General features: G+C 65.7%; 17 protein-coding genes. 8 read left to right on the top strand and 9 right to left on the bottom strand.

The genetic code is table 11. The features are described from left to right. From N7590_RS18990 to ykgO, 6 genes are all read right to left on the bottom strand, one after another. Positions 1–1,222: TraB/GumN family protein (locus N7590_RS18990; protein WP_279935793.1), on the bottom strand; the 1,222-nt coding region annotated here is incomplete at its 3' end. Beyond that, positions 1,215–1,745 (bottom strand): GNAT family N-acetyltransferase, encoded by a 531-nt coding sequence (locus N7590_RS18985; protein WP_053511267.1) that lies wholly within the window; start codon positions 1,743–1,745, stop codon positions 1,215–1,217. The genes N7590_RS18990 and N7590_RS18985, both read right to left, overlap by 8 nt. A 14-nt stretch (positions 1,746–1,759) precedes the next feature. After that, positions 1,760–2,647, bottom strand: a complete 888-nt coding sequence (locus N7590_RS18980) for a carbon-nitrogen hydrolase (RefSeq protein ID WP_049442792.1) — start codon at positions 2,645–2,647, stop codon at positions 1,760–1,762. 162 nt (positions 2,648–2,809) lie between these two features. Beyond that, the gene (locus N7590_RS18975; protein ID WP_053511268.1) at positions 2,810–3,847 is read right to left on the bottom strand and encodes an agmatine deiminase family protein; all 1,038 of its coding nucleotides are present in this window, start codon (positions 3,845–3,847) and stop codon (positions 2,810–2,812) included. A 42-nt stretch (positions 3,848–3,889) separates the two neighbouring features. Continuing rightward, positions 3,890–4,219 carry a hypothetical protein gene (locus N7590_RS18970; RefSeq protein ID WP_006430960.1) on the bottom strand — a complete coding sequence of 110 codons (330 nt, stop codon included), beginning with the start codon at positions 4,217–4,219 and terminating at the stop codon, positions 3,890–3,892. A gap of 146 nt (positions 4,220–4,365) precedes the next feature. Next, positions 4,366–4,491, bottom strand: a complete 126-nt coding sequence (gene ykgO / locus N7590_RS18965) for a type B 50S ribosomal protein L36 (RefSeq protein ID WP_005409283.1) — start codon at positions 4,489–4,491, stop codon at positions 4,366–4,368. Positions 4,492–4,688: 197 nt separating this feature from the next. On the opposite strand from ykgO, the gene cmk reads away from it, so the two are divergent. From cmk to galU, 8 genes are all read left to right on the top strand, one after another. Beyond that, complete coding sequence (gene cmk, locus N7590_RS18960) at positions 4,689–5,366, top strand: (d)CMP kinase (RefSeq protein WP_279935792.1); 678 nt, start codon at positions 4,689–4,691, stop codon at positions 5,364–5,366. A 198-nt stretch (positions 5,367–5,564) separates the two neighbouring features. Beyond that, positions 5,565–7,250, top strand: coding sequence for a 30S ribosomal protein S1 (gene rpsA, locus N7590_RS18955; protein ID WP_005416230.1), 1,686 nt, complete (start codon positions 5,565–5,567; stop codon positions 7,248–7,250). 88 nt (positions 7,251–7,338) lie between these two features. Beyond that, positions 7,339–7,644: an integration host factor subunit beta gene (locus N7590_RS18950; RefSeq protein WP_005409286.1), complete on the top strand. Its 306-nt coding sequence runs from the start codon at positions 7,339–7,341 to the stop codon at positions 7,642–7,644. 77 nt (positions 7,645–7,721) lie between these two features. After that, complete coding sequence (locus tag N7590_RS18945) at positions 7,722–8,006, top strand: LapA family protein (RefSeq protein ID WP_006430981.1); 285 nt, start codon at positions 7,722–7,724, stop codon at positions 8,004–8,006. Between the two features lie 6 nt (positions 8,007–8,012). Next, entirely contained in the window at positions 8,013–9,191 is a 1,179-nt protein-coding gene (lapB, locus tag N7590_RS18940; protein WP_006430997.1) for a lipopolysaccharide assembly protein LapB, read from the top strand. 3 nt (positions 9,192–9,194) lie between these two features. Beyond that, a complete protein-coding gene (locus N7590_RS18935) occupies positions 9,195–10,184 on the top strand; it encodes a glycosyltransferase family 4 protein (RefSeq protein ID WP_164242205.1) in 990 nt (329 codons plus the stop codon). 3 nt (positions 10,185–10,187) lie between these two features. Then, the gene (locus N7590_RS18930) at positions 10,188–12,101 is read left to right on the top strand and encodes a nucleoside-diphosphate sugar epimerase/dehydratase (protein ID WP_164242207.1); all 1,914 of its coding nucleotides are present in this window, start codon (positions 10,188–10,190) and stop codon (positions 12,099–12,101) included. Further along, on the top strand, positions 12,098–12,976 hold the full coding sequence (gene galU / locus N7590_RS18925) for a UTP--glucose-1-phosphate uridylyltransferase GalU (RefSeq protein WP_053511274.1): 879 nt from the start codon (positions 12,098–12,100) through the stop codon (positions 12,974–12,976). Before N7590_RS18930 ends, galU begins: the two co-directional genes overlap by 4 nt. Before the next feature lie 636 nt (positions 12,977–13,612). Here galU and N7590_RS18920 read toward each other — a convergent pair. The 3 genes from N7590_RS18920 to N7590_RS18910 form a co-directional block, all read right to left on the bottom strand. Next, entirely contained in the window at positions 13,613–14,821 is a 1,209-nt protein-coding gene (locus N7590_RS18920; RefSeq protein ID WP_006431022.1) for an acetyl-CoA C-acyltransferase, read from the bottom strand. Positions 14,822–14,890: 69 nt separating this feature from the next. Next, positions 14,891–17,263 carry a 3-hydroxyacyl-CoA dehydrogenase/enoyl-CoA hydratase family protein gene (locus N7590_RS18915; RefSeq protein ID WP_164242793.1) on the bottom strand — a complete coding sequence of 791 codons (2,373 nt, stop codon included), beginning with the start codon at positions 17,261–17,263 and terminating at the stop codon, positions 14,891–14,893. A 53-nt stretch (positions 17,264–17,316) separates the two neighbouring features. Continuing rightward, entirely contained in the window at positions 17,317–17,970 is a 654-nt protein-coding gene (locus tag N7590_RS18910; RefSeq protein WP_006431024.1) for a TetR family transcriptional regulator, read from the bottom strand. Positions 17,971–18,089: the final 119 nt, after the last annotated feature.

Below are 18,089 nucleotides of genomic sequence, written 5' to 3'. Positions count from 1 at the left end.
CCTTGCCCCACACCTTGAAGGTGGTTAGCCACAGGCCGAGCATGCTGCCGATGTTGGTCAGCATGAAGGTCAGCACCACGCGGGTGACGCGGTTGCGGTACCAGCCCTTCAGGCTCTGCGCATCGTCGCGCAGCTTCAGGAAGTCCTCGTAGGCCGGTTTGCGCAGCCGCGCTTCCACCAGCGCCGAGAACGCACCGGTCGGGATGCTCAGGCGGAACGGCTTGAACGGGGCCACCGCGATCGCGGTGAGGATGCTCAGCGGATGGCCGCCGGCCAGCAGGCAGCCCAGGCCCGCCAGGCCGCCGGTATACATCGCCCAGGTCGCCAGCAGTTCGGTACCCACGCCCAGTCCACCGCGATAGAAGCCCACGCCGATGCCGGTCGCCACGATGGCCAGGATGCCCAGCGTGAACCACGGAATGTTGCGCTTCTTCGGCACCGCCTCCAGTTCCGCGCGCAGCGGCGCCGGTGCCTCGGTGTCGGTTTCCAGGTAGCGCGCCAGCCCGGCCAGGTGGCCGGCACCGACCACGGCCAGCACTTCGCGCTGCTGCGGGTCGTGTTCTTCGCGCAGGCGCGTGGCCATGTAGCGGTCACGCTCGCCGATGATGGTCTCGTACAGCGCCGGGCTCTCGCTGGCGAACTCGCCGAAGCTCGATTCCAGCATGTCGCCCTGCTTGAGTTTCTCGATCTCGTTCTCGCCCACTTCCTCGGATGAGAACAGGCCGGCACCGAGGCCGGCGACCAGCTTCAGCTTGCCGAAGAAGCCCAGCCGCTGCGATGCGCGGCGGAAGGTCAGGCCCACCTCGCGGTCGATCAGGTGTACCGGCAGGTTGCGCTCACGCGCCAGTTCCACCGCACGCTTGAGTTCCGCGCCCGGCTCGATGTCGAGCTGTTCGGCCAGGCGGCGCTGGTAGGCGGACAAGGCCAGGTTGGCGGCGAACAGCGCCACCCGGCCCTTGCGGATCACCTCGACCAGGTCGAGCTTGGCCAGCGTGTCCGGGTCGCTCAACGCCTGCAGGCGCTGCGGGTCCAGCTCGACGGCCACTGCATCGAAGCGGCCGCTGTCGATGGCCTTTTCCACGGCTTCGACGCTGGCGCGGGAGACGTGGGCAGTGCCCAGCAGGGTGTAGCGCACGCCGTCACGTTCGACGACACGCACCGGCTGGCCGGCGAACAGGTCGTCGCCGGTCTCGGGAAGGGTTTCAGTCATGGGTTCATTCATTGGAAGGTGCGGTGTCAGCGCCATCGCCGAGCGCGCGCTGCATCTGCACGGTGTCCAGCCAGCGGCCGTGCTTGCGGCCCAGGCCCTTGAAAATGCCTACCAGGTGGAAGCCGAAGCGTTCGTGCAGCTTGATCGAAGCGGTGTTGGTCGGTTCACCGATCACCGCCACCATCTGCCGGTAGCCGCGCGCCACGCAGGCGTCGATGAGGGCCTGCAGCAGGCCGGTGCCGACGCCGTTGCCCTGAAAACGGGCATCGACGTAGACCGAATTCTCGACGGTCCACTGGTAGGCCACGCGGGTGCGGTAGGTGTTGGCGTAGGCATAGCCGGCCACCTGGCCGTCGATCTCGGCGACCAGGTAGGGGAAGCCACGGTCGATGATGTCGCGCATGCGGCGCAGCATCTCGGTCGCGTCCGGAATGTCGTACTCGTAGGTGTTGACGAAGTCGGTCACTTCCACCGCGTAGATCGCGGTGATCGCGTCGATGTCGGCCGGGCCGGCATCACGGATGAGGACGGCCATGCGCGGGCTCCGGCTCAGTCGATGTAGCGCTTGAGCAGGTCGCCGTACGCATCGATGCGGCGATCACGCAGGAATGGCCAGATGCGGCGCACGTGCTCGCTGCGCTGCAGGTCCACATCGCACAGCAGCACGGTGGCGTCGGTGCCGGCTTCGGCCAGGAATTCGCCCTGCGGGCCCAGCACGTGGCTGTTGCCCCAGAACTGGATGCCCGACGCGCCCAGCGGCGAGGCTTCGTGGCCGACGCGGTTGCAGCTCAGCACCGGCAGGCCGTTGGCCACGGCGTGGCCGCGGTGGCTCAGCACCCAAGCATCGCGCTGGCGGGTCTTCTCGTCCTGCACGTCGTCCGGGTCCCAGCCGATCGCGGTGGGGTAGAGCAGCAGTTCGGCACCGGCCAGCGCCATCAGGCGCGCCGCTTCCGGGTACCACTGGTCCCAGCAGACCAGCACGCCGAGGCGGCCCACCGAGGTGTCGATCGGGGTGAACCCGATGTCGCCCGGGGTGAAGTAGAACTTTTCGTAGAAGCCCGGATCGTCCGGGATGTGCATCTTGCGGTACTTGCCGAGCAGGGTGCCGTCCTTCTCGAACACCACGGCGGTGTTGTGGTACAGGCCGGCGGCGCGGCGCTCGAACAGCGAACCGACCAGCACCACGCCATGCTTCTTCGCCAGCGCGCCCAGGCGCTCGGTGCTGGGGCCCGGAATCGGCTCGGCCAGGTCGAACTCGTCCACCGACTCGTGCTGGCAGAAGTACGGGCCGTTGTGCAGTTCCTGCAGCAGCACCAGCTTGGCACCCTGCGCAGCCGCCTCGGCCACGCGTGCTTCGATCACCGCCAGATTGGCGGCGGCGTCACCGTGGTTGCGCTCCTGGATCAGGGCGACGGTAAGGGGGCTGCGCGAGTTCATGCGGGGCGTTCCTGCGGGGGAAAACCTGCATGTTAGCGCGGATGGATGGCGACGGCGTGTTGCGCGCTGAATGGGTGCTGGTAGTGCCGGCCGCTGGCCGGCAATCCCGTGGATCCATCAGGCATTGCATGGTTGCCGGCCAGCGGCCGGCACTACCAATCCTTAAGCCTTCAACAACCCCGCCGGCAGCTGCATGGTGATGCAGTGCAGGCTGCCGTTCTGCCAGATCAGCGAGCGGCAGGGCACCTGCACGATCTCGCGGCCCGGGTGCGCCTTCGCCAGCACGTCGCGCGCCAGGTCGTCAGCCGGGTCGCCGTAGGCCGGCATCAGCACCGCGCCATTGACGATCAGGTAGTTGGCGTACGACGCGGCCAGGCGGCGGCCTTCGTCGATCACCGGCTGTGCCCACGGCAGAGGGAACAGGCGGTACGGCTGGCCATCCTTGGTGCGCAGCGCGGCCAGTTCATTGCCCATCGCCTGCAGCTCGGCATAGTGCGAGTCGCTCTCGTCGTCGCAGGCCTGGTAGACGATGCTGTCGGACGAGGCGAAGCGGGCGAGGGTGTCGATGTGGGCGTCGGTGTCGTCGCCTTCCAGGTAGCCGTGGTCCAGCCACAGTACGCGGTCCTGCTGCAGCCAGTCGGCCAGGTCGGCACTCAGGCTGGCGCGGTCGCGGTCCGGGTGGCGCTCGTGCAGGCACTTCCAGGTGGTCAGCAGGGTGCCTTCGCCATCGGTCTCGATGCCGCCGCCTTCCAGCGCGAACGGAATGCTGCGCACCGGTGCGTCGTTGAACACGCCGGCCTGATCGAGCACGCCCACCAGCTGGTCATCGAGGGTGGCGTCGAACTTGCCGCCCCAGCCGGTGAAGCGGAAATCCAGCAGCTGGAAGCCGCCATCGGTGCGGCGCAGCGTGATCGGGCCGGAGTCGCGCAGCCAGGTGTCGTCGTAGGCCGCCGTGGTGAAGTGGACCTTGTCCATGTCGATGCGGTTGGAGCGCAGCCGCATCTCGGCATAGGTCTCCACGTCGTCGTCGGCCACGCAGATCAGCACCGGCTGGAAGCGGGTGATGGCCGCGACCAGGGCGATGTAGGTCTCTTCCACCTGGCCCAGGCGCTCGGCCCAGTCGGTGTCGGCGGTGGGCCAGGCAATCAGGACGCCGCTCTGGGCTTCCCACTCGGCAGGAAAACGAAGGGTCTGGTTCATGGTCTCGCTACACAGGCCCGCCCACGGCGGGTAGTAAAGGGATCAACGGATCGGTGGTTTCGGGCCGACTTCGTTCGGGTCCGCCTGGTTGGCCACCACGTCGATCACCTTCTGCTTCTCGAAGTAGACGGTGAACTGCGGGTAGACCCAGCGGTTGATGGTCGGCCATTGCCGCTTCTGCCCGCCGCGCGGCTGCAGCTGTTCGCTCGGCGCGCCGAACTGTGCCTGCACCTGCTGCATGCTCTGGCCGCGCACGGGCAGGGCACCGGCCGGCTTCTCGCGGGCACGGTCGACAAGCAGGGTATCGGCCAGCGCCGGAGTGGCGGCAGCCAGGGTGGCCATCACGGCCAGGGCGGACAGGTAACGCTTCATCTCGATCTACTCCCCAGTGGTCAAGAACGGCGATTACAGCAAAATTGGCAGGAAAAAGCCGCATAAAACAAAAAACCGCCCGAAGGCGGTTTCTTGCATCGGGTCGGCCCCGCGTAGGGCCAGCCGCAGCCGGAAGGCTGTGAGGCTTAGCGCTGACGCGCCTTGAAACGCGGGTTCGACTTGCAGATGACGAAGATCTTGCCACGACGACGCACGACCTTGCAGTCACGGTGACGGGCCTTCGCCGACTTCAGGGAGGACAGGACTTTCATGGCATACCTCGGCGTAAACAGTAGTTGTTCGGGTGGAGCGTGGCCGCGATATGCGAAAGACAATCGGCAGTTGACGCTCGTTCAAGCCCGCCATTCTACCGGGCTTTTCCTCATGGTTTCAAGTGGTTGCACAAAAGATCCCGCTGGGGGCGTCGGGCAGGGGCTAGAATGACCCCTTCGAACGCTCTGGGAACCCCATGAATCCACTCGCTCCCGTCCTGACCATCGACGGCCCTTCCGGGGCTGGCAAGGGTACCATCAGCCGCATCATCGCGCGCCGGATGGGCTGGCATTACCTGGATTCGGGCGCGCTGTACCGGGCGGTGGGCGTGGCTGCGAGCTGGGCCGACATCGATACCTCCGACGCGTCGGCCCTGGTGCGCTGCACCTTCGATACCCACGTTCAGTTTGTTGAACAGGGCGATTCGATGCGGGTCATGGTGAACGGTACCGATGCCACCGACGAGCTGCGCCTGGAGACCACCGGGGCGCTGGCCTCGGCCATCGCGGCCATTCCCGAGGTGCGGGCTGCGCTGAAAGAGCGCCAGCGCGCATTCAGGGAGCTGCCCGGCCTGGTCGCCGACGGCCGCGACATGGGCACGGTGATCTTCCCGGACGCCTCCTACAAGGTCTTCCTGACCGCCAGTGCCGAGGAGCGCGCCGAGCGCCGGCATAAGCAGTTGAAAGACAAGGGGGTTTCTGTTAACTTTGATGACATCCTGCGCGAGATCATGGCCCGCGACGCCCGTGATGCTCAGCGTACCGTGGCGCCCCTGAAGCCGGCAGACGATGCCGTCCTCATCGACACCACAGGCATCGGCATCGCAGATGTCGTTGCCAGAGTGATGGATCTGCTTCCGGTTCCGGCTGCCTGATCCGTTCGCGCGGGAGCACTGCCAGCAGCATCGGTGGTGGTCGCGCATAGCAGTGCTGTACCAGCTCCGTCGCGCAATGATGCGTGGCGGTTTTCCTACTACACACGACCTGCGTTTCCGGGGTCGACCAACAGGCGGGCGGTCGCCATTCCCCTGAAGGGGACGCCACCGACCCATGTGTCCAACAGAGTAAATCTAATGACCGAATCATTTGCCGAACTGTTTGAAGCCAGCCAGGCCAACCTGGCCAAGCTGAAGCCGGGCGCCATCGTCAGCGGTACCGTTGTTGAAGTCCGCGGCGACGTCGTGGTGATCAACGCTGGCCTGAAGTCCGAAGGCATCGTGCCGATCGAACAGTTCCGTAACGACGCTGGCGAAATCGACGTCGCCGAAGGCGACATCGTCAAGGTCGCCCTCGACTCGATCGAGAACGGCTTCGGCGAAACCGTCCTGTCGCGCGAGAAGGCCAAGCGCGCGATGGTGTGGGACGAGCTGGAAGAAGCGTTGGAAAAGAACGAAACCATCACCGGCCGCATCAGCGGCAAGGTCAAGGGTGGTTTCACCGTGGACATCAAGGATGTCCGCGCCTTCCTGCCGGGTTCCCTGGTCGATGTGCGCCCGGTGCGCGATCCGGCCTACCTGGAAGGCAAGGAACTCGAGTTCAAGCTCATCAAGCTGGACCGCAAGCGTAACAACGTCGTGGTCTCGCGCCGCGCTGTCGTCGAAAGCGAGCACTCGGAAGAGCGCGAGCAGCTGATGGACAAGCTGCAGGAAGGCGCGATCCTGAAGGGTGTCGTCAAGAACCTGACCGACTACGGCGCGTTCGTGGACCTGGGCGGTATCGACGGCCTGCTGCACATCACCGACATGGCGTGGAAGCGCGTGCGTCACCCGTCGGAAGTCGTGAACGTCGGCGACGAGCTGGACGTCCGCGTGCTGAAGTTCGACCGCGAGCGCAACCGCGTTTCGCTGGGCCTGAAGCAGCTGGGCGAGGATCCGTGGGACAACATCGGTCGTCGTTACCCGGCCAACAGCCGCGTCTTCGGCAAGGTCTCCAACGTCACCGATTACGGCGCGTTCGTCGAGATCGAGCCGGGCGTCGAAGGCCTGGTGCACGTCTCCGAGATGGATTGGACCAACAAGAACGTCAACCCGTCCAAGGTTGTGCAGGTTGGTGACGAAGTTGAAGTCATGGTCCTGGACGTCGACGAAGAGCGTCGCCGCATCTCGCTGGGCATGAAGCAGGTTGCCGCCAATCCGTGGGAAACCTTCGCTGCCACCCACAAGAAGGGTGACAAGGTGTCGGGCCAGATCAAGTCGATCACCGACTTCGGCATCTTCATCGGCCTGGACGGCGGCATCGACGGCCTGGTCCACCTGTCCGACATCAGCTGGAACACCACCGGCGAAGACGTCGTTCGCAACTTCAAGAAGGGCGATACCCTGGACGCCGTCGTCCTGGCTGTCGATCCGGAGCGCGAGCGCATCTCCCTGGGCGTGAAGCAGCTGGAGCAGGATCCGTTCGGCCAGTACATGGCTGCCAATCCGAAGGGCTCCAAGGTCGAAGGCGTGGTGAAGGAAGTCGACGCCAAGGGCGCGATCATCGAGCTGGCTGACGGCATCGAAGGTTACGTCTCGGCACGCGACATCGCCAACGAGCGCGTTGACGACGCCACCCAGCACCTGAAGGTCGGCGACAAGGTCGAAGCGAAGTTCGTGGGCATGGACCGCAAGGGCCGTACCCTGCAGCTGTCGATCAAGGCCAAGGACGACGCGGAAATGCGCGAAGTGCTGGAGGAATACCAGTCCTCTTCGGCTTCCAGCGGCACCACCCAGCTGGGCGCGCTGCTGCGTGCACAGCTGAACGGCAACAAGTCCGAGTAATCGGCCTTACGCTGTACGTTGTTTTCTGGACGGCCCGGGCGTTTGCCCGGGCCGTTTCAGGCTGAGATGCCCTTGATGTGAGCCGGTGATGACCAAATCCGAACTGATCGAAATCCTTGCGCGCCGCCAGGCGCACCTGAAGGCCGATGATGTCGATCTGGCGGTGAAGTCGTTGCTGGAAATGATGGGCGGTTCGCTGTCCGCCGGGGATCGCATCGAAATCCGTGGTTTCGGCAGCTTCTCGCTGCACTATCGTCCGCCGCGCCTGGGTCGCAACCCGAAGACCGGCGAATCGGTTGCCCTGCCGGGCAAGCATGTTCCCCATTTCAAGCCGGGCAAGGAACTGCGCGAGCGGGTCAGCAGTGTGCTGCCGCTGGACGCTGATCCGGCCTGAGCCTCCCGTCGCGCTACCGCGTGCGAATCAAGCCGCGAGTCGGATAAGCTACGGACTCCTGCCACTGGAGCTCTCGCATGAAGGTTTTTCGTCTGCTGGTCCTGCTGGCGGTCCTGATCCTTGGGCTGATCATCGGTGCGGTCAACATGACCGCGATGTCGATCAACCTGCTTTTCACCCAGTTGCATACTTCGGTAGGCGTGGCGCTGATCGCTGCGCTGCTGGTGGGTGTCATTGTCGGCGCCGGCCTGGTGCTGGTGAGCGTGGTCATTCCGCTCTACAGCCAGCTGCGCCGTGCCAACAAGTCCGGGGCGGCGACGCCGGCCGCGGGTGTTTCCTCCCAATCTTTTGACGGACGCTGATCGAAGATGGAATTCGTCACCGAGTGGCTTTGGTTTTTCCTGTTCGTCCCGCTGGCTGCAGTAGCGGGATGGGTGATCGGTCGGCGCGGCGGGCAGCGTCACGGTGACAGCCAGGTCAGCCGCCTGTCGAGCACCTATTTCCGGGGCCTGAACTACCTGCTCAACGAGCAGCCGGACAAGGCCATCGAGCTGTTCCTGCATATCGCCGAGCTGGACAAGGAAACCTTCGAGACCCAGGTCGCGCTGGGCCACCTGTTCCGCCGCCGCGGTGAAGTCGACCGCGCCATCCGCCTGCACCAGGGCCTGGTGAACCGCCACGATCTGAGTGATGCACAGCGCGTGCAGGCCCTGCTGGCGCTGGGCGAGGACTACATGAAGTCCGGCCTGCTGGACCGTGCCGAGACCGTGTTCACCGAACTTGCGCAGCTGGACCAGCGCGCCCCGCAGGCGCTCAAGCACCTGATCGGCATCTACCAGGCCGAGCGCGACTGGGAAAAGGCGATCGACAACGCGACCCGTTTCGAGGACGTGACCGGCGAGCCGATGGGCAAGCTGATCGGTCAGTTCGAGTGCGAGCTGGCCGAGCGCTTCCGTGGCGCCGGCAAGCTGGAAGAGGCGAGGGCAGCGATCGCCCGTGCCTACCAGGCCGATGCGATGTCGGTGCGCGCGGGCATCATCGAGGGTCGCCTGGAGACCGATGCCGGCAACGCGGAAGCCGCGGTGCGCGCGTTCGAGCGCGCGGCCCGCAACGATCCGGAATACCTGCCCGAGCTGCTGCCGGCGCTGATGGCGAACTATCGCAAGGTCGGTGACCTCGCGGGCGCGCGTGCCTTCCTGTCGGAAATGACCGAGCACTATCGCGGCATCGCTCCGGTACTGGCGTTGACCCGGCTGATGGAAGAACAGGAAGGCGTGGCACCGGCCCGTGCCTACCTGGGGCGCCAGCTGAAGGATCGCCCGTCGGTGCGTGGCGAGTCCGCATTGATCGACCTGACCCTGGCCGAGGGTGCCGACTCCACCGCCACCCTGCACGATCTCAAGCACATCACCGATCAGTTGCTGGTGCGCAACCCGGCCTACCGCTGCACCCGCTGCGGTTTCGGAGCGCGGACGCATCACTGGCAGTGCCCGAGCTGCAAGGAGTGGGGGACGGTCAAGCCGCTGCTGAACTACGCGGTGCTCTGATCCATGCCGTGGTTCGTGATGGGGGCGCTGCTGGGGCTGGCCCTGCTGAGCGCAGCCCTGACCTGGGCAGCCCGTGGCTATGCCGTGCGGCAGCAGTTGCTGGACCAGCCCGGCGAGCGCCGCAGCCATAGCGTGGCGACACCGCGCGGCGGTGGTATCGCCATCGTCATCAGCCTGCTGGTTACGGCGGGCGTGGCCATGTTCGTCTGGCCGGACGCCGCGCCGAGCCTGCTGGTCGCCAGCCTTGGCCTGGTCCTGGTGGCCGGCATCGGCTGGTGGGACGACCACAGGCCCCTGCCTGCAATGCGCCGGCTGCTGGTGCACTTCATTGCGGCAGCGCTGCTGGCCATGCTGGTCAAGGCCAACGGTGGCAGCTGGCTGCTGGCCGGGCTGGTGCTGCTGTTCACCGCCTCGCTGATCAACATCTGGAACTTCATGGATGGGATCAACGGCATTGCCGCCAGCCAGGCGATTGTTGTCGCATTGGGACTGGCGCCGCTTCTGCCCTGGCCCTATTCGCTTGCGGCCCTGGCATTGGGCCTGGCCTGCCTGGGCTTCCTGCCGTTCAATTTTCCGCGGGCGCGGATCTTCATGGGTGATGTCGGAAGTGGCGCGTTGGGCTATGCGGTTGCGGCCGTGCTGGCCATCGCCAGCGTACGCACGGACATCAACTGGCTCCTGCTGCTGGTGCCGGCCTCGGCTTTCCTTGTGGACGCAGGCTTCACACTGCTGGCGCGCATCATTTCAGGACAACGCTGGATGGAACCCCATACCCAGCATGTCTACCAGCGCGCGGTGCAGGCAGGAGCCAGTCACGCCCGGGTGACAGGGATGTACTTTGCTTTGGGTCTGTTCAGTATTACAGTGACTGTTGTCTGCTCCAAATTGCAGCCGAGGTGGGAGGCTGTCGTGGCGATCGCGTGGTTCAGTGCGCTGAGCGTCCTCTGGCTCCTCCTGCGCAATGGATTGCGCCATCGACAAGGAAATACCTGACTTATGGCTTCACCCTGGCGGGACAGAATCCTCGGCCTGATGCCGCGTTCGGCCATCGTCTGCCACGACCTGTTCATGGTCTGGGCATGCTGGCAGCTGCTCCACGCGGGGCGCTACTCGATCCTGCCCAACGCGCCCGAGCTTCCCCTCTGGAATATCGACACCACGCTGGTACTGCTGCTGCAGGGCCTGGTGTTCTGGCGCGTCGGCCTTTACCGCGGACTGTGGCGGTTTGCCAGCGTCAGCGACCTGCTGAACATCTTCAAGGCCAGCTTCATCGGCATGGTCGCGATCGTGCTGGTGCTGATGTGGAAGCGCTTCGATGGCGTGCCGATGTCGGTGCTGGTGATCTATCCGTTCGCGCTGTCGGCCCTGCTGGGCGCGCCACGCCTGCTGTACCGGGCCTGGAAGGACTACCAGGCGCTGCAGTCCGATTCCAGCGCACGTCGTGTGCTGATCCTTGGTGCCGGCCAGGCGGCTGAGACGCTGGTGCGTGACCTGCGGCGCTCGGGCAACTTCGAGCCGGTCGGCCTGCTCGACGACGCCCCACATCTGCGCGGGGCCAAGCTGCAGGGCCTGCCTATCCTTGGCACCCTGGACGACGCGCCCACCGTGGTCCGCGAGACCGCGGCCAAGCTGCTGGTGATTGCCATCCCCTCGCTGGATGCCGCCGGCATGCAGCGGATCGTGGCCATCTGTGAAAGCACGGGCGTGCCGTTCCGCACCGTGCCCAAGCTCAGCGACATCCTGCAGGGCCAGTCGCTTCCCGGGCAGCTGAAGGAAGTGGCGATCGAGGACCTGCTCGGCCGCAAGCCGATCATGCCGGACTGGAACCTGATCCGTGGCTGGTTGGGTGGACGTACGGTGATGGTCACTGGTGCCGGTGGCTCGATTGGCTCGGAACTGTGCCGCCAGTGCGCGCGCCATGGTGCTGGCCGGATCATCCTGCTGGAGATCAGCGAGCTGTTGCTGCTGACCATCGAGGGCGAACTGCGCCGCAGTTTCCCCGATGTCGAGATCGAAGCCGTGCTGGGTGACTGCGGTGACCCGGCTGTGATCCGCCATGCGCTGTCGCTGCATCCGGTGGATACGGCGTTCCATGCGGCGGCCTACAAGCATGTGCCGGTGCTTGAGCGCCAGCTGCGTGAAGCGGTGCGCAACAACATCCTGGCGACCGAGAACGTGGCCCGGGCCTGCCTGGAGGCGCGCGTCGAGCATTTCGTCTTCATCTCCACCGACAAGGCGGTGGACCCGGTCAATGCGCTGGGTGCCAGCAAGCGCTATGCCGAGATGATCTGCCAGAGCCTGGACCAGAAGTCCACGCACACCCGTTTCGTCACCGTGCGTTTCGGCAATGTGCTGGCCTCGGCCGGCAGCGTGGTGCCGCTGTTCCGCGAGCAGATCCTGCGCGGTGGGCCGGTGACCGTTACCGATCCGGAAGTCAGCCGCTACTTCATGACCATCCCGGAGGCCTGCCAGCTGATCCTGCAGGCGGCCGCGTCGGCATCGCACGGTGCGATCTATACCCTCGACATGGGCGAGCCGGTGCCGATCCGCGTGCTGGCCGAGCAGATGATCCGCCTGGCCGGCAAGCAGCCGTACAAGGACATTCCGATCATCTATACCGGCCTGCGCCCGGGCGAGAAGCTGCACGAGACGCTGTTCTATTCGGACGAGGACTATCGTTCAACCGCGCACCCGAAGATTCTCGAGGCCGGCGTGCGCACGTTCGCGCGCGACCTGGTGCTGGGCAATGTCCCGCGCCTGCGCGAGGCGATTGCCAGCTACGACACTGCCAGCATCCAGGAGATCCTGTTTGCGACCATGCCGGAGTTTTCGCCAATCGCACAGGATGCTTACATTTCATCCGCTAAAGTCCTGCCTTTTCCGGCACGTGAGGCCAACAGGTACCAATGAGCAAGCGAATCCGCAAAGCGGTTTTCCCGGTGGCAGGGCTGGGGACGCGTTTTCTGCCAGCAACCAAGACCGTGCCGAAGGAGATGCTGCCGATCATTGATCGGCCGCTGATCCAGTACGCCGTGGATGAAGCCATCGAGGCCGGCTGCGATACGTTGGTGTTCATCACCAACCGCTACAAGCATGCAGTCGCCGACTATTTCGACAAGGCCTACGAGCTGGAACAGAAGCTCGAGCGCGCCGGCAAGCAGGAACAGCTGGAGCTGATCCGCCACGTTCTTCCGGAGGGCGTGCGTGCGATCTTCGTGACCCAGGCCGAAGCACTGGGCCTGGGGCATGCGGTGCTCTGTGCCAAAGCCGTGATCGGTGACGAGCCGTTCGCCGTGCTGCTGCCGGACGACCTGATCTGGAACCGCGGTGCGGGTGCGCTCAAGCAGATGGCCGATCTCAACGAGGCCAGTGGCGCCAGCGTGATCGCCGTTGAAGACGTGCCGCACGAAAAGACCGCCAGCTACGGCATCGTGGCCACCGAGGCCTTTGATGGCCGCAAGGGCCGCATTTCGGAGATCGTCGAGAAGCCGAAGCCGGAGGACGCGCCGAGCGACCTGGCGGTGGTGGGCCGTTATGTACTGAGCCCGAAGATTTTCGAGTTGCTGGAACAGACCGGTAGCGGTGCTGGTGGCGAGATCCAGCTGACCGATGCGATCGCGCAGCTGCTGAAGACTGAAGAGGTCGATGCCTATCGATTCGAGGGCACCCGCTTTGACTGCGGCACGCACCTGGGGCTGGTGGAGGCGACGATCCGGTTCGCGCTGGATAACCCGAAGCTGGCTGGCCCGGCGCGCGAGAAGCTGGCGGCGATGCTGGCGGAATAAGGTTTATCAAGCGCTCCGTCAGCGCCTTCCTCCCAAAGTGGGGAGGCGTGGGCAGTCCGCTGCAGGACACGCCGTAAACCCCCCTCCGGGGTCCGGCCCAGCCGCTGGCGGCTGTGCGTTCGGGCGCTTGCGAAGCAGTGCTTCGCAAGCAAAGCGCCCTCACCCATGGGGGCTCGATGGCGCCATCCATGGCGCCAACGGTCCTGCAGCGGACTGCCCACGCCTCTCGACAGTTTCCTGCGGGTGCGGACGGGAAGGGCGGAATCAAAGGCAGAAGCAAAAGCAAAAAGGCAGCCAGTGGCTGCCTTTTTTGCTTGCTGGGGTCAGATCCCTTTGCTGCGCAAAGGGCTCTGACCCCAGCTCTTGACCCTGCCTTTGCTCACCCCTCCGCCGCGCGGAATGCCGGGTGGTCCGGGTGGGTGAGGCTGACCGGGACTGTCAGCGGCATGGATGCCGCTGCCAAGCCCCCATGGGTGAGGGCGCTTTGCTTGCGAAGCACTGCTTCGCAAGCGCCCGAACGCACAGCCGCCAGCGGCTGGGCCGGACCCCGGAGGGGGGTTCACGGCGTGTCCCGGGCAGCCTCACCCACCCGGGCCCCACAGCCAACCGACACTCCAGCCGGCAACGCTCTGAACCTTACAGCGCCTCGAAAATACCCGCCGCGCCCATGCCGGTGCCGATGCACATCGTCACCATGCCGTACTTCTGCTGGCGACGACGCAGGCCGTGCAGCAGGGTCGCGGTACGGATCGCGCCGGTCGCACCCAGCGGATGGCCCAGGGCGATCGCGCCGCCCAGCGGGTTGACCTTGCTCGGGTCCAGGCCGCAATCACGGATCACCGCCAGCGACTGCGCGGCGAAGGCTTCGTTCAGCTCGATCCAGTCCAGCTGGTCCTGGGTCAGGCCGGCCTGCTTCAGCGCCTTCGGGATCGCGGCGATCGGGCCGATGCCCATCACTTCCGGACGCACGCCGGCCACCGAGAAGCTGACGAAACGCGCCAGCGGGGTCAGGCCGTAATCCTTGATTGCCTGCTCCGAAGCCAGCAGCACGGCGCCGGCGCCATCGCTCATCTGCGAGGAGTTGCCGGCAGTGACGGTGCCGCCGAACTGGCCGTTGCGGAATACCGGGCGCAGCTTGGCCAGGCCTTCGGCCGAGGAATCCGGACGCGGGCCTTCATCGGTGTCGGCCACCTTGTTGCGGGTGATGATGCGCTGGCCATCGGCCAGGTCCGGCAGGTGCGAGACGATCTCGTACGGGCTGATCTCGTCCTTGAAGTCACCGTTCTGGATCGCGGCCATGGCCTTCTGGTGCGAGGCGAGGGCGAACGCATCCTGGTCTTCGCGCGAGACCTTCCATTCCTCGGCCACCTTCTCGGCGGTGATGCCCATGCCGTAGGCGATGGCGACGTGGTCGTTGTCGAACACGCTCGGTGCCATCGCGATCTTGTTGCCCATCATCGGCACCATCGACATCGATTCGGTGCCACCGGCCAGCATCAGGTCGGCGTTGCCCAGGCGGATCGCGTCGGCGGCCTGCGCCACGGCCTGCAGGCCGGAGGAGCAGAAGCGGTTCACGGTCTGCGCGGCGATGGTGTTGGGCAGGCCGGCCAGCAGTACGCCGATGCGCGCCACGTTCATGCCCTGCTCGGCTTCCGGCATGGCGCAGCCGATGATCGCGTCATCGATGCGGTTGACGTCCACGCCCGGTGCCTGTGCGACGACGCTGCGCAGCACGTGCGCAAGCATGTCGTCGGGGCGGGTGTTGCGGAACATGCCCTTGGGCGCCTTGCCCACCGGGGTGCGGGTGGCGGCGACGATGTAGGCGTCCTGGATTTGCTTGGTCATTGCAGTGATCTCTTGAATAGGGGTTGGAAGAGGTTGCCGGCCAGCGGCCGGCACTACCGATGTCTTCCGTCAGTTCCGCAGCGGCTTGCCGGTCTTCAGCATGTGCGCGATGCGGGCCTGGGTCTTTTCCTGCTGGGCCAGTTCGACGAAGTGCTTGCGCTCCAGGGTCAGCAGCCACTCTTCGTCGACCAGGGTGCCGCGGTCGACCTTGCCGCCGCACAGCACGGTGGCGATGCGCTCGGCGATCTCGTAGTCGTACGGGCTGATGAAACGGCCCTCCAGCATGTTGACCAGCATCATCTTGAAGGTGGCGATACCCACGTCACCGGCCACCTGGATGCGGCGTGCCGGCAGCGGCGGACGGTAGCCCGCTTCGGCCAGCGCACGGGCTTCGGCCTTGGCGATATGCAGCGCCTCGTAGCTGTTGAACACCACCTTGTCGGTGCTGCGCAGCAGGCCCAGTTCCTTGGCGTTGACCGCCGAGTTGGACACCTTGGCCATCGCCACGGTCTCGAAGGTCTTCTTCAGTTCGGCGAACACGTCACCGCCCGGACCGGCGGCCTGCGAGGCACGCACGGCCAGTTCCTTCAGGCCACCGCCGGCCGGCAGCAGGCCCACGCCGGCCTCGACCAGGCCGATGTAGCTTTCCAGGAAAGCCACGGTCTTGGCGCTGTGCATCTGGAACTCGCAGCCGCCACCCAGGGCCAGGCCGCGCACGGCAGCCACCACCGGCACCAGCGAGTACTTGATGCGCTGGCTGGTGCGCTGGAAGTTGGCGACCATCTCTTCGAACTGGTCGACCTTGCCGGCCTGCAGCAGGCCGAGGGCACCGGCCAGGTCGGCACCGGCGGAGAAGGGTTCCTTCTGCTGCCAGATCACCAGGCCCTGGAAATCCTTCTCGGCGCGGCTGACACATTCTTGCAGGCCATCCAGCACCTGGTCGGACACGGTGTTCATCTTGGTCTTGAAGCTGACCACGGCGATGCCGTCGCCGTCATGCCACATGCGCAGGCCGTCGTTCTCGAACACGGTCTCGCCCGGCGCGAACGTCTCGCCCAGCAGCGGATCGGGGAAGCGCTGGCGCTGGTACACCGGCAGCGACGAACGCGGCAGCTTGGCGTTGCGCGACGGGCTGTAGCTGCCCTCGGCGGCGTGCACGCCGTCGCGGCCATCGAACACCCAGTCCGGCAGCGGGGCGTTGCTCATGCTCTTGCCGGCGACGATGTCATCGGCGATCCACTGCGCAACCTGCTTCCAGCCAGCGGCCTGCCAGGTTTCGAACGGGCCCAGCGACCAGCCGTAGCCCCAGCGGATGGCGAGGTCGACGTCGCGCGCGGTCTCGGCGATGTCGGCCAGGTGGTAGGCGCTGTAGTGGAACAGGTCGCGGAAGGTCGCCCACAGGAACTGCGCCTGCGGGTGCTGGCTCTCGCGCAGCTTGGCGAACTTCTCGGCCGGGTTCCTGATCTTCAGGATCTCGACCACTTCCGGTGCCGCGCTGCGGTCGGCCGGGCGGTAGTCCTGCTTCTCCAGGTCCAGCACCACGATGTCCTTGCCGACCTTGCGGAAGATGCCGGCGCCGGTCTTCTGGCCCAGTGCACCCTTGGAAATCAGCGCCTCCAGCCACTTCGGCGACTTGAAGAATTCATGCCACGGGTCGTTGGGCAGGGTGTCGCCCATGGTCTTGATGACGTGGGCCATGGTGTCCAGGCCGACCACGTCGGAGGTGCGGTAGGTGGCCGACTTCGGGCGGCCGACCAGCGGGCCGGTCAGGCCGTCCACTTCATCGAAGCCCAGGCCGAACTGCTGGGTGTGGTGGATGGTGGACAGGATCGAGAACACGCCGATGCGGTTGCCGATGAAATTCGGGGTGTCCTTGGCGTACACCACGCCCTTGCCCAGGGTGGTGACCAGGAATTCTTCCAGGCCTTCCAGCACGGCGGCATCGGTGGTGGTGGCCGGGATCAGCTCGGCCAGGTGCATGTAGCGCGGCGGGTTGAAGAAGTGCACGCCGCAGAAGCGGTGGCGCAGCTGCTCGGGCAGCACGTCGGCCAGCTTGTTGATGCCCAGGCCCGAGGTGTTGGAAGCCAGCACGGCGTGGTCGGCCACGAACGGGGCGATCTTCTTGTACAGGTCCTGCTTCCAGTCCATGCGCTCGGCGATGGCCTCGATGATCAGGTCGCAGTCCTTCAGCTGCTCCAGGCCGGACTCGTAGTTGGCCGGGGTGATGGCTTCGGCCAGCGACTTGCTGGCCAGCGGCGCCGGGCTCAGCTTGCCCAGGTTGGCGATCGCCTTCAGCACGATGCCGTCGGCCGGACCTTCCTTGGCGGGCAGGTCGAACAGCACGGTGTCGACGCCAGCGTTGGTGAGGTGGGCGGCGATCTGGGCGCCCATGACGCCGGCACCCAGCACGGCGGCGCGGCGGACTAGCAGGGAATTGGACATGGTGTAGGGCCTTTGTTGGTCAGCAGTTACTGGGTGGGTCACACCCGGTGGAATCACGGGGAAGCGGGCAGGGCGCTGGCGCGTGCGGCGGCGCGGAACCCGGCTTCGGCGAAATGGATCAGTTCGTGGGCGGCATGGGCACGATGCGCCGCTTCGGTGACACCGGCGGGACGCTTGATCAGCCCGAAGTCGGCCATGGCATAGGTGAGCGAGCCGGCCAGGAAGTCCAAGCGCCAGTACAGCTCTTCCTTGCTCAGGTCGGGCGCGCATTCGGCAATCGCCTTGCCGAACGCACGCAGCACGTGGCCGTAGTGGTCCGACAGGAACTTGCGCAGGTTGTCGTTCTTCTCGGCGTAGGCGCGCGCGATCACGCGCACGAAGGCACCGCCGTTCTGGCGGTCCTGGGCCAGCGCCAGCGCCGGCTCGACGAAGGCGGCCAGCACCGGGCGCAGCTGCCCAGGATGTTCGCTGCGGGCGCGCTCGAGCTGCGCCAGGCGGGCGCCGGTCATCTCGTCCATGCGGCGGCGGAACACCTCGTTGACCAGGTTTTCCTTGGAGCCGAAGTGGTAATTGACCGCCGCGATGTTGACGTCGGCCTGGCTGGTCACCTGGCGCAGCGAGGTGCCGGCGAAACCGTGCTGGGCGAACAGCTCCTCGGCGGCACCGAGGATGCGGTCCTTGGTCGAGAAGTGGGCGGGCTTGGCCATCGGCGGGCAGACCTTAATCAAACGATTGTTTGATACTAGGACCAGACGGTAGCGTATGGCATTTTGCAGTGCAGCAAAAATGCCCGGGGCGGTCAGAATCCGCTCAGGTGGGTGAATGG

This window comes from Stenotrophomonas sp. GD04024 (assembly GCF_029837545.1).
GTDB lineage: Bacteria > Pseudomonadota > Gammaproteobacteria > Xanthomonadales > Xanthomonadaceae > Stenotrophomonas > Stenotrophomonas forensis.
Note: the sequence above shows the minus strand (reverse complement) of the source record. Positions and strands in the feature narration are given on the sequence as shown.

Bases quoted from the DNA above. Each gene is read 5' to 3' on its own strand.
- N7590_RS18985 (WP_053511267.1), bottom strand. From the start codon at position 1,745: ATGGCCGTCCTCATCCGTGATGCCGGCCCGGCCGACATCGACGCGATC.
- N7590_RS18980 (WP_049442792.1), bottom strand. From the start codon at position 2,647: ATGAACTCGCGCAGCCCCCTTACCGTCGCCCTGATCCAGGAGCGCAAC.
- N7590_RS18975 (WP_053511268.1), bottom strand. From the start codon at position 3,847: ATGAACCAGACCCTTCGTTTTCCTGCCGAGTGGGAAGCCCAGAGCGGC.
- N7590_RS18970 (WP_006430960.1), bottom strand. From the start codon at position 4,219: ATGAAGCGTTACCTGTCCGCCCTGGCCGTGATGGCCACCCTGGCTGCC.
- ykgO (WP_005409283.1), bottom strand. From the start codon at position 4,491: ATGAAAGTCCTGTCCTCCCTGAAGTCGGCGAAGGCCCGTCACCGTGAC.
- cmk (WP_279935792.1), top strand. From the start codon at position 4,689: ATGAATCCACTCGCTCCCGTCCTGACCATCGACGGCCCTTCCGGGGCT.
- rpsA (WP_005416230.1), top strand. From the start codon at position 5,565: ATGACCGAATCATTTGCCGAACTGTTTGAAGCCAGCCAGGCCAACCTG.
- N7590_RS18950 (WP_005409286.1), top strand. From the start codon at position 7,339: ATGACCAAATCCGAACTGATCGAAATCCTTGCGCGCCGCCAGGCGCAC.
- N7590_RS18945 (WP_006430981.1), top strand. From the start codon at position 7,722: ATGAAGGTTTTTCGTCTGCTGGTCCTGCTGGCGGTCCTGATCCTTGGG.
- lapB (WP_006430997.1), top strand. From the start codon at position 8,013: ATGGAATTCGTCACCGAGTGGCTTTGGTTTTTCCTGTTCGTCCCGCTG.
- N7590_RS18935 (WP_164242205.1), top strand. From the start codon at position 9,195: ATGCCGTGGTTCGTGATGGGGGCGCTGCTGGGGCTGGCCCTGCTGAGC.
- N7590_RS18930 (WP_164242207.1), top strand. From the start codon at position 10,188: ATGGCTTCACCCTGGCGGGACAGAATCCTCGGCCTGATGCCGCGTTCG.
- galU (WP_053511274.1), top strand. From the start codon at position 12,098: ATGAGCAAGCGAATCCGCAAAGCGGTTTTCCCGGTGGCAGGGCTGGGG.
- N7590_RS18920 (WP_006431022.1), bottom strand. From the start codon at position 14,821: ATGACCAAGCAAATCCAGGACGCCTACATCGTCGCCGCCACCCGCACC.
- N7590_RS18915 (WP_164242793.1), bottom strand. From the start codon at position 17,263: ATGTCCAATTCCCTGCTAGTCCGCCGCGCCGCCGTGCTGGGTGCCGGC.
- N7590_RS18910 (WP_006431024.1), bottom strand. From the start codon at position 17,970: ATGGCCAAGCCCGCCCACTTCTCGACCAAGGACCGCATCCTCGGTGCC.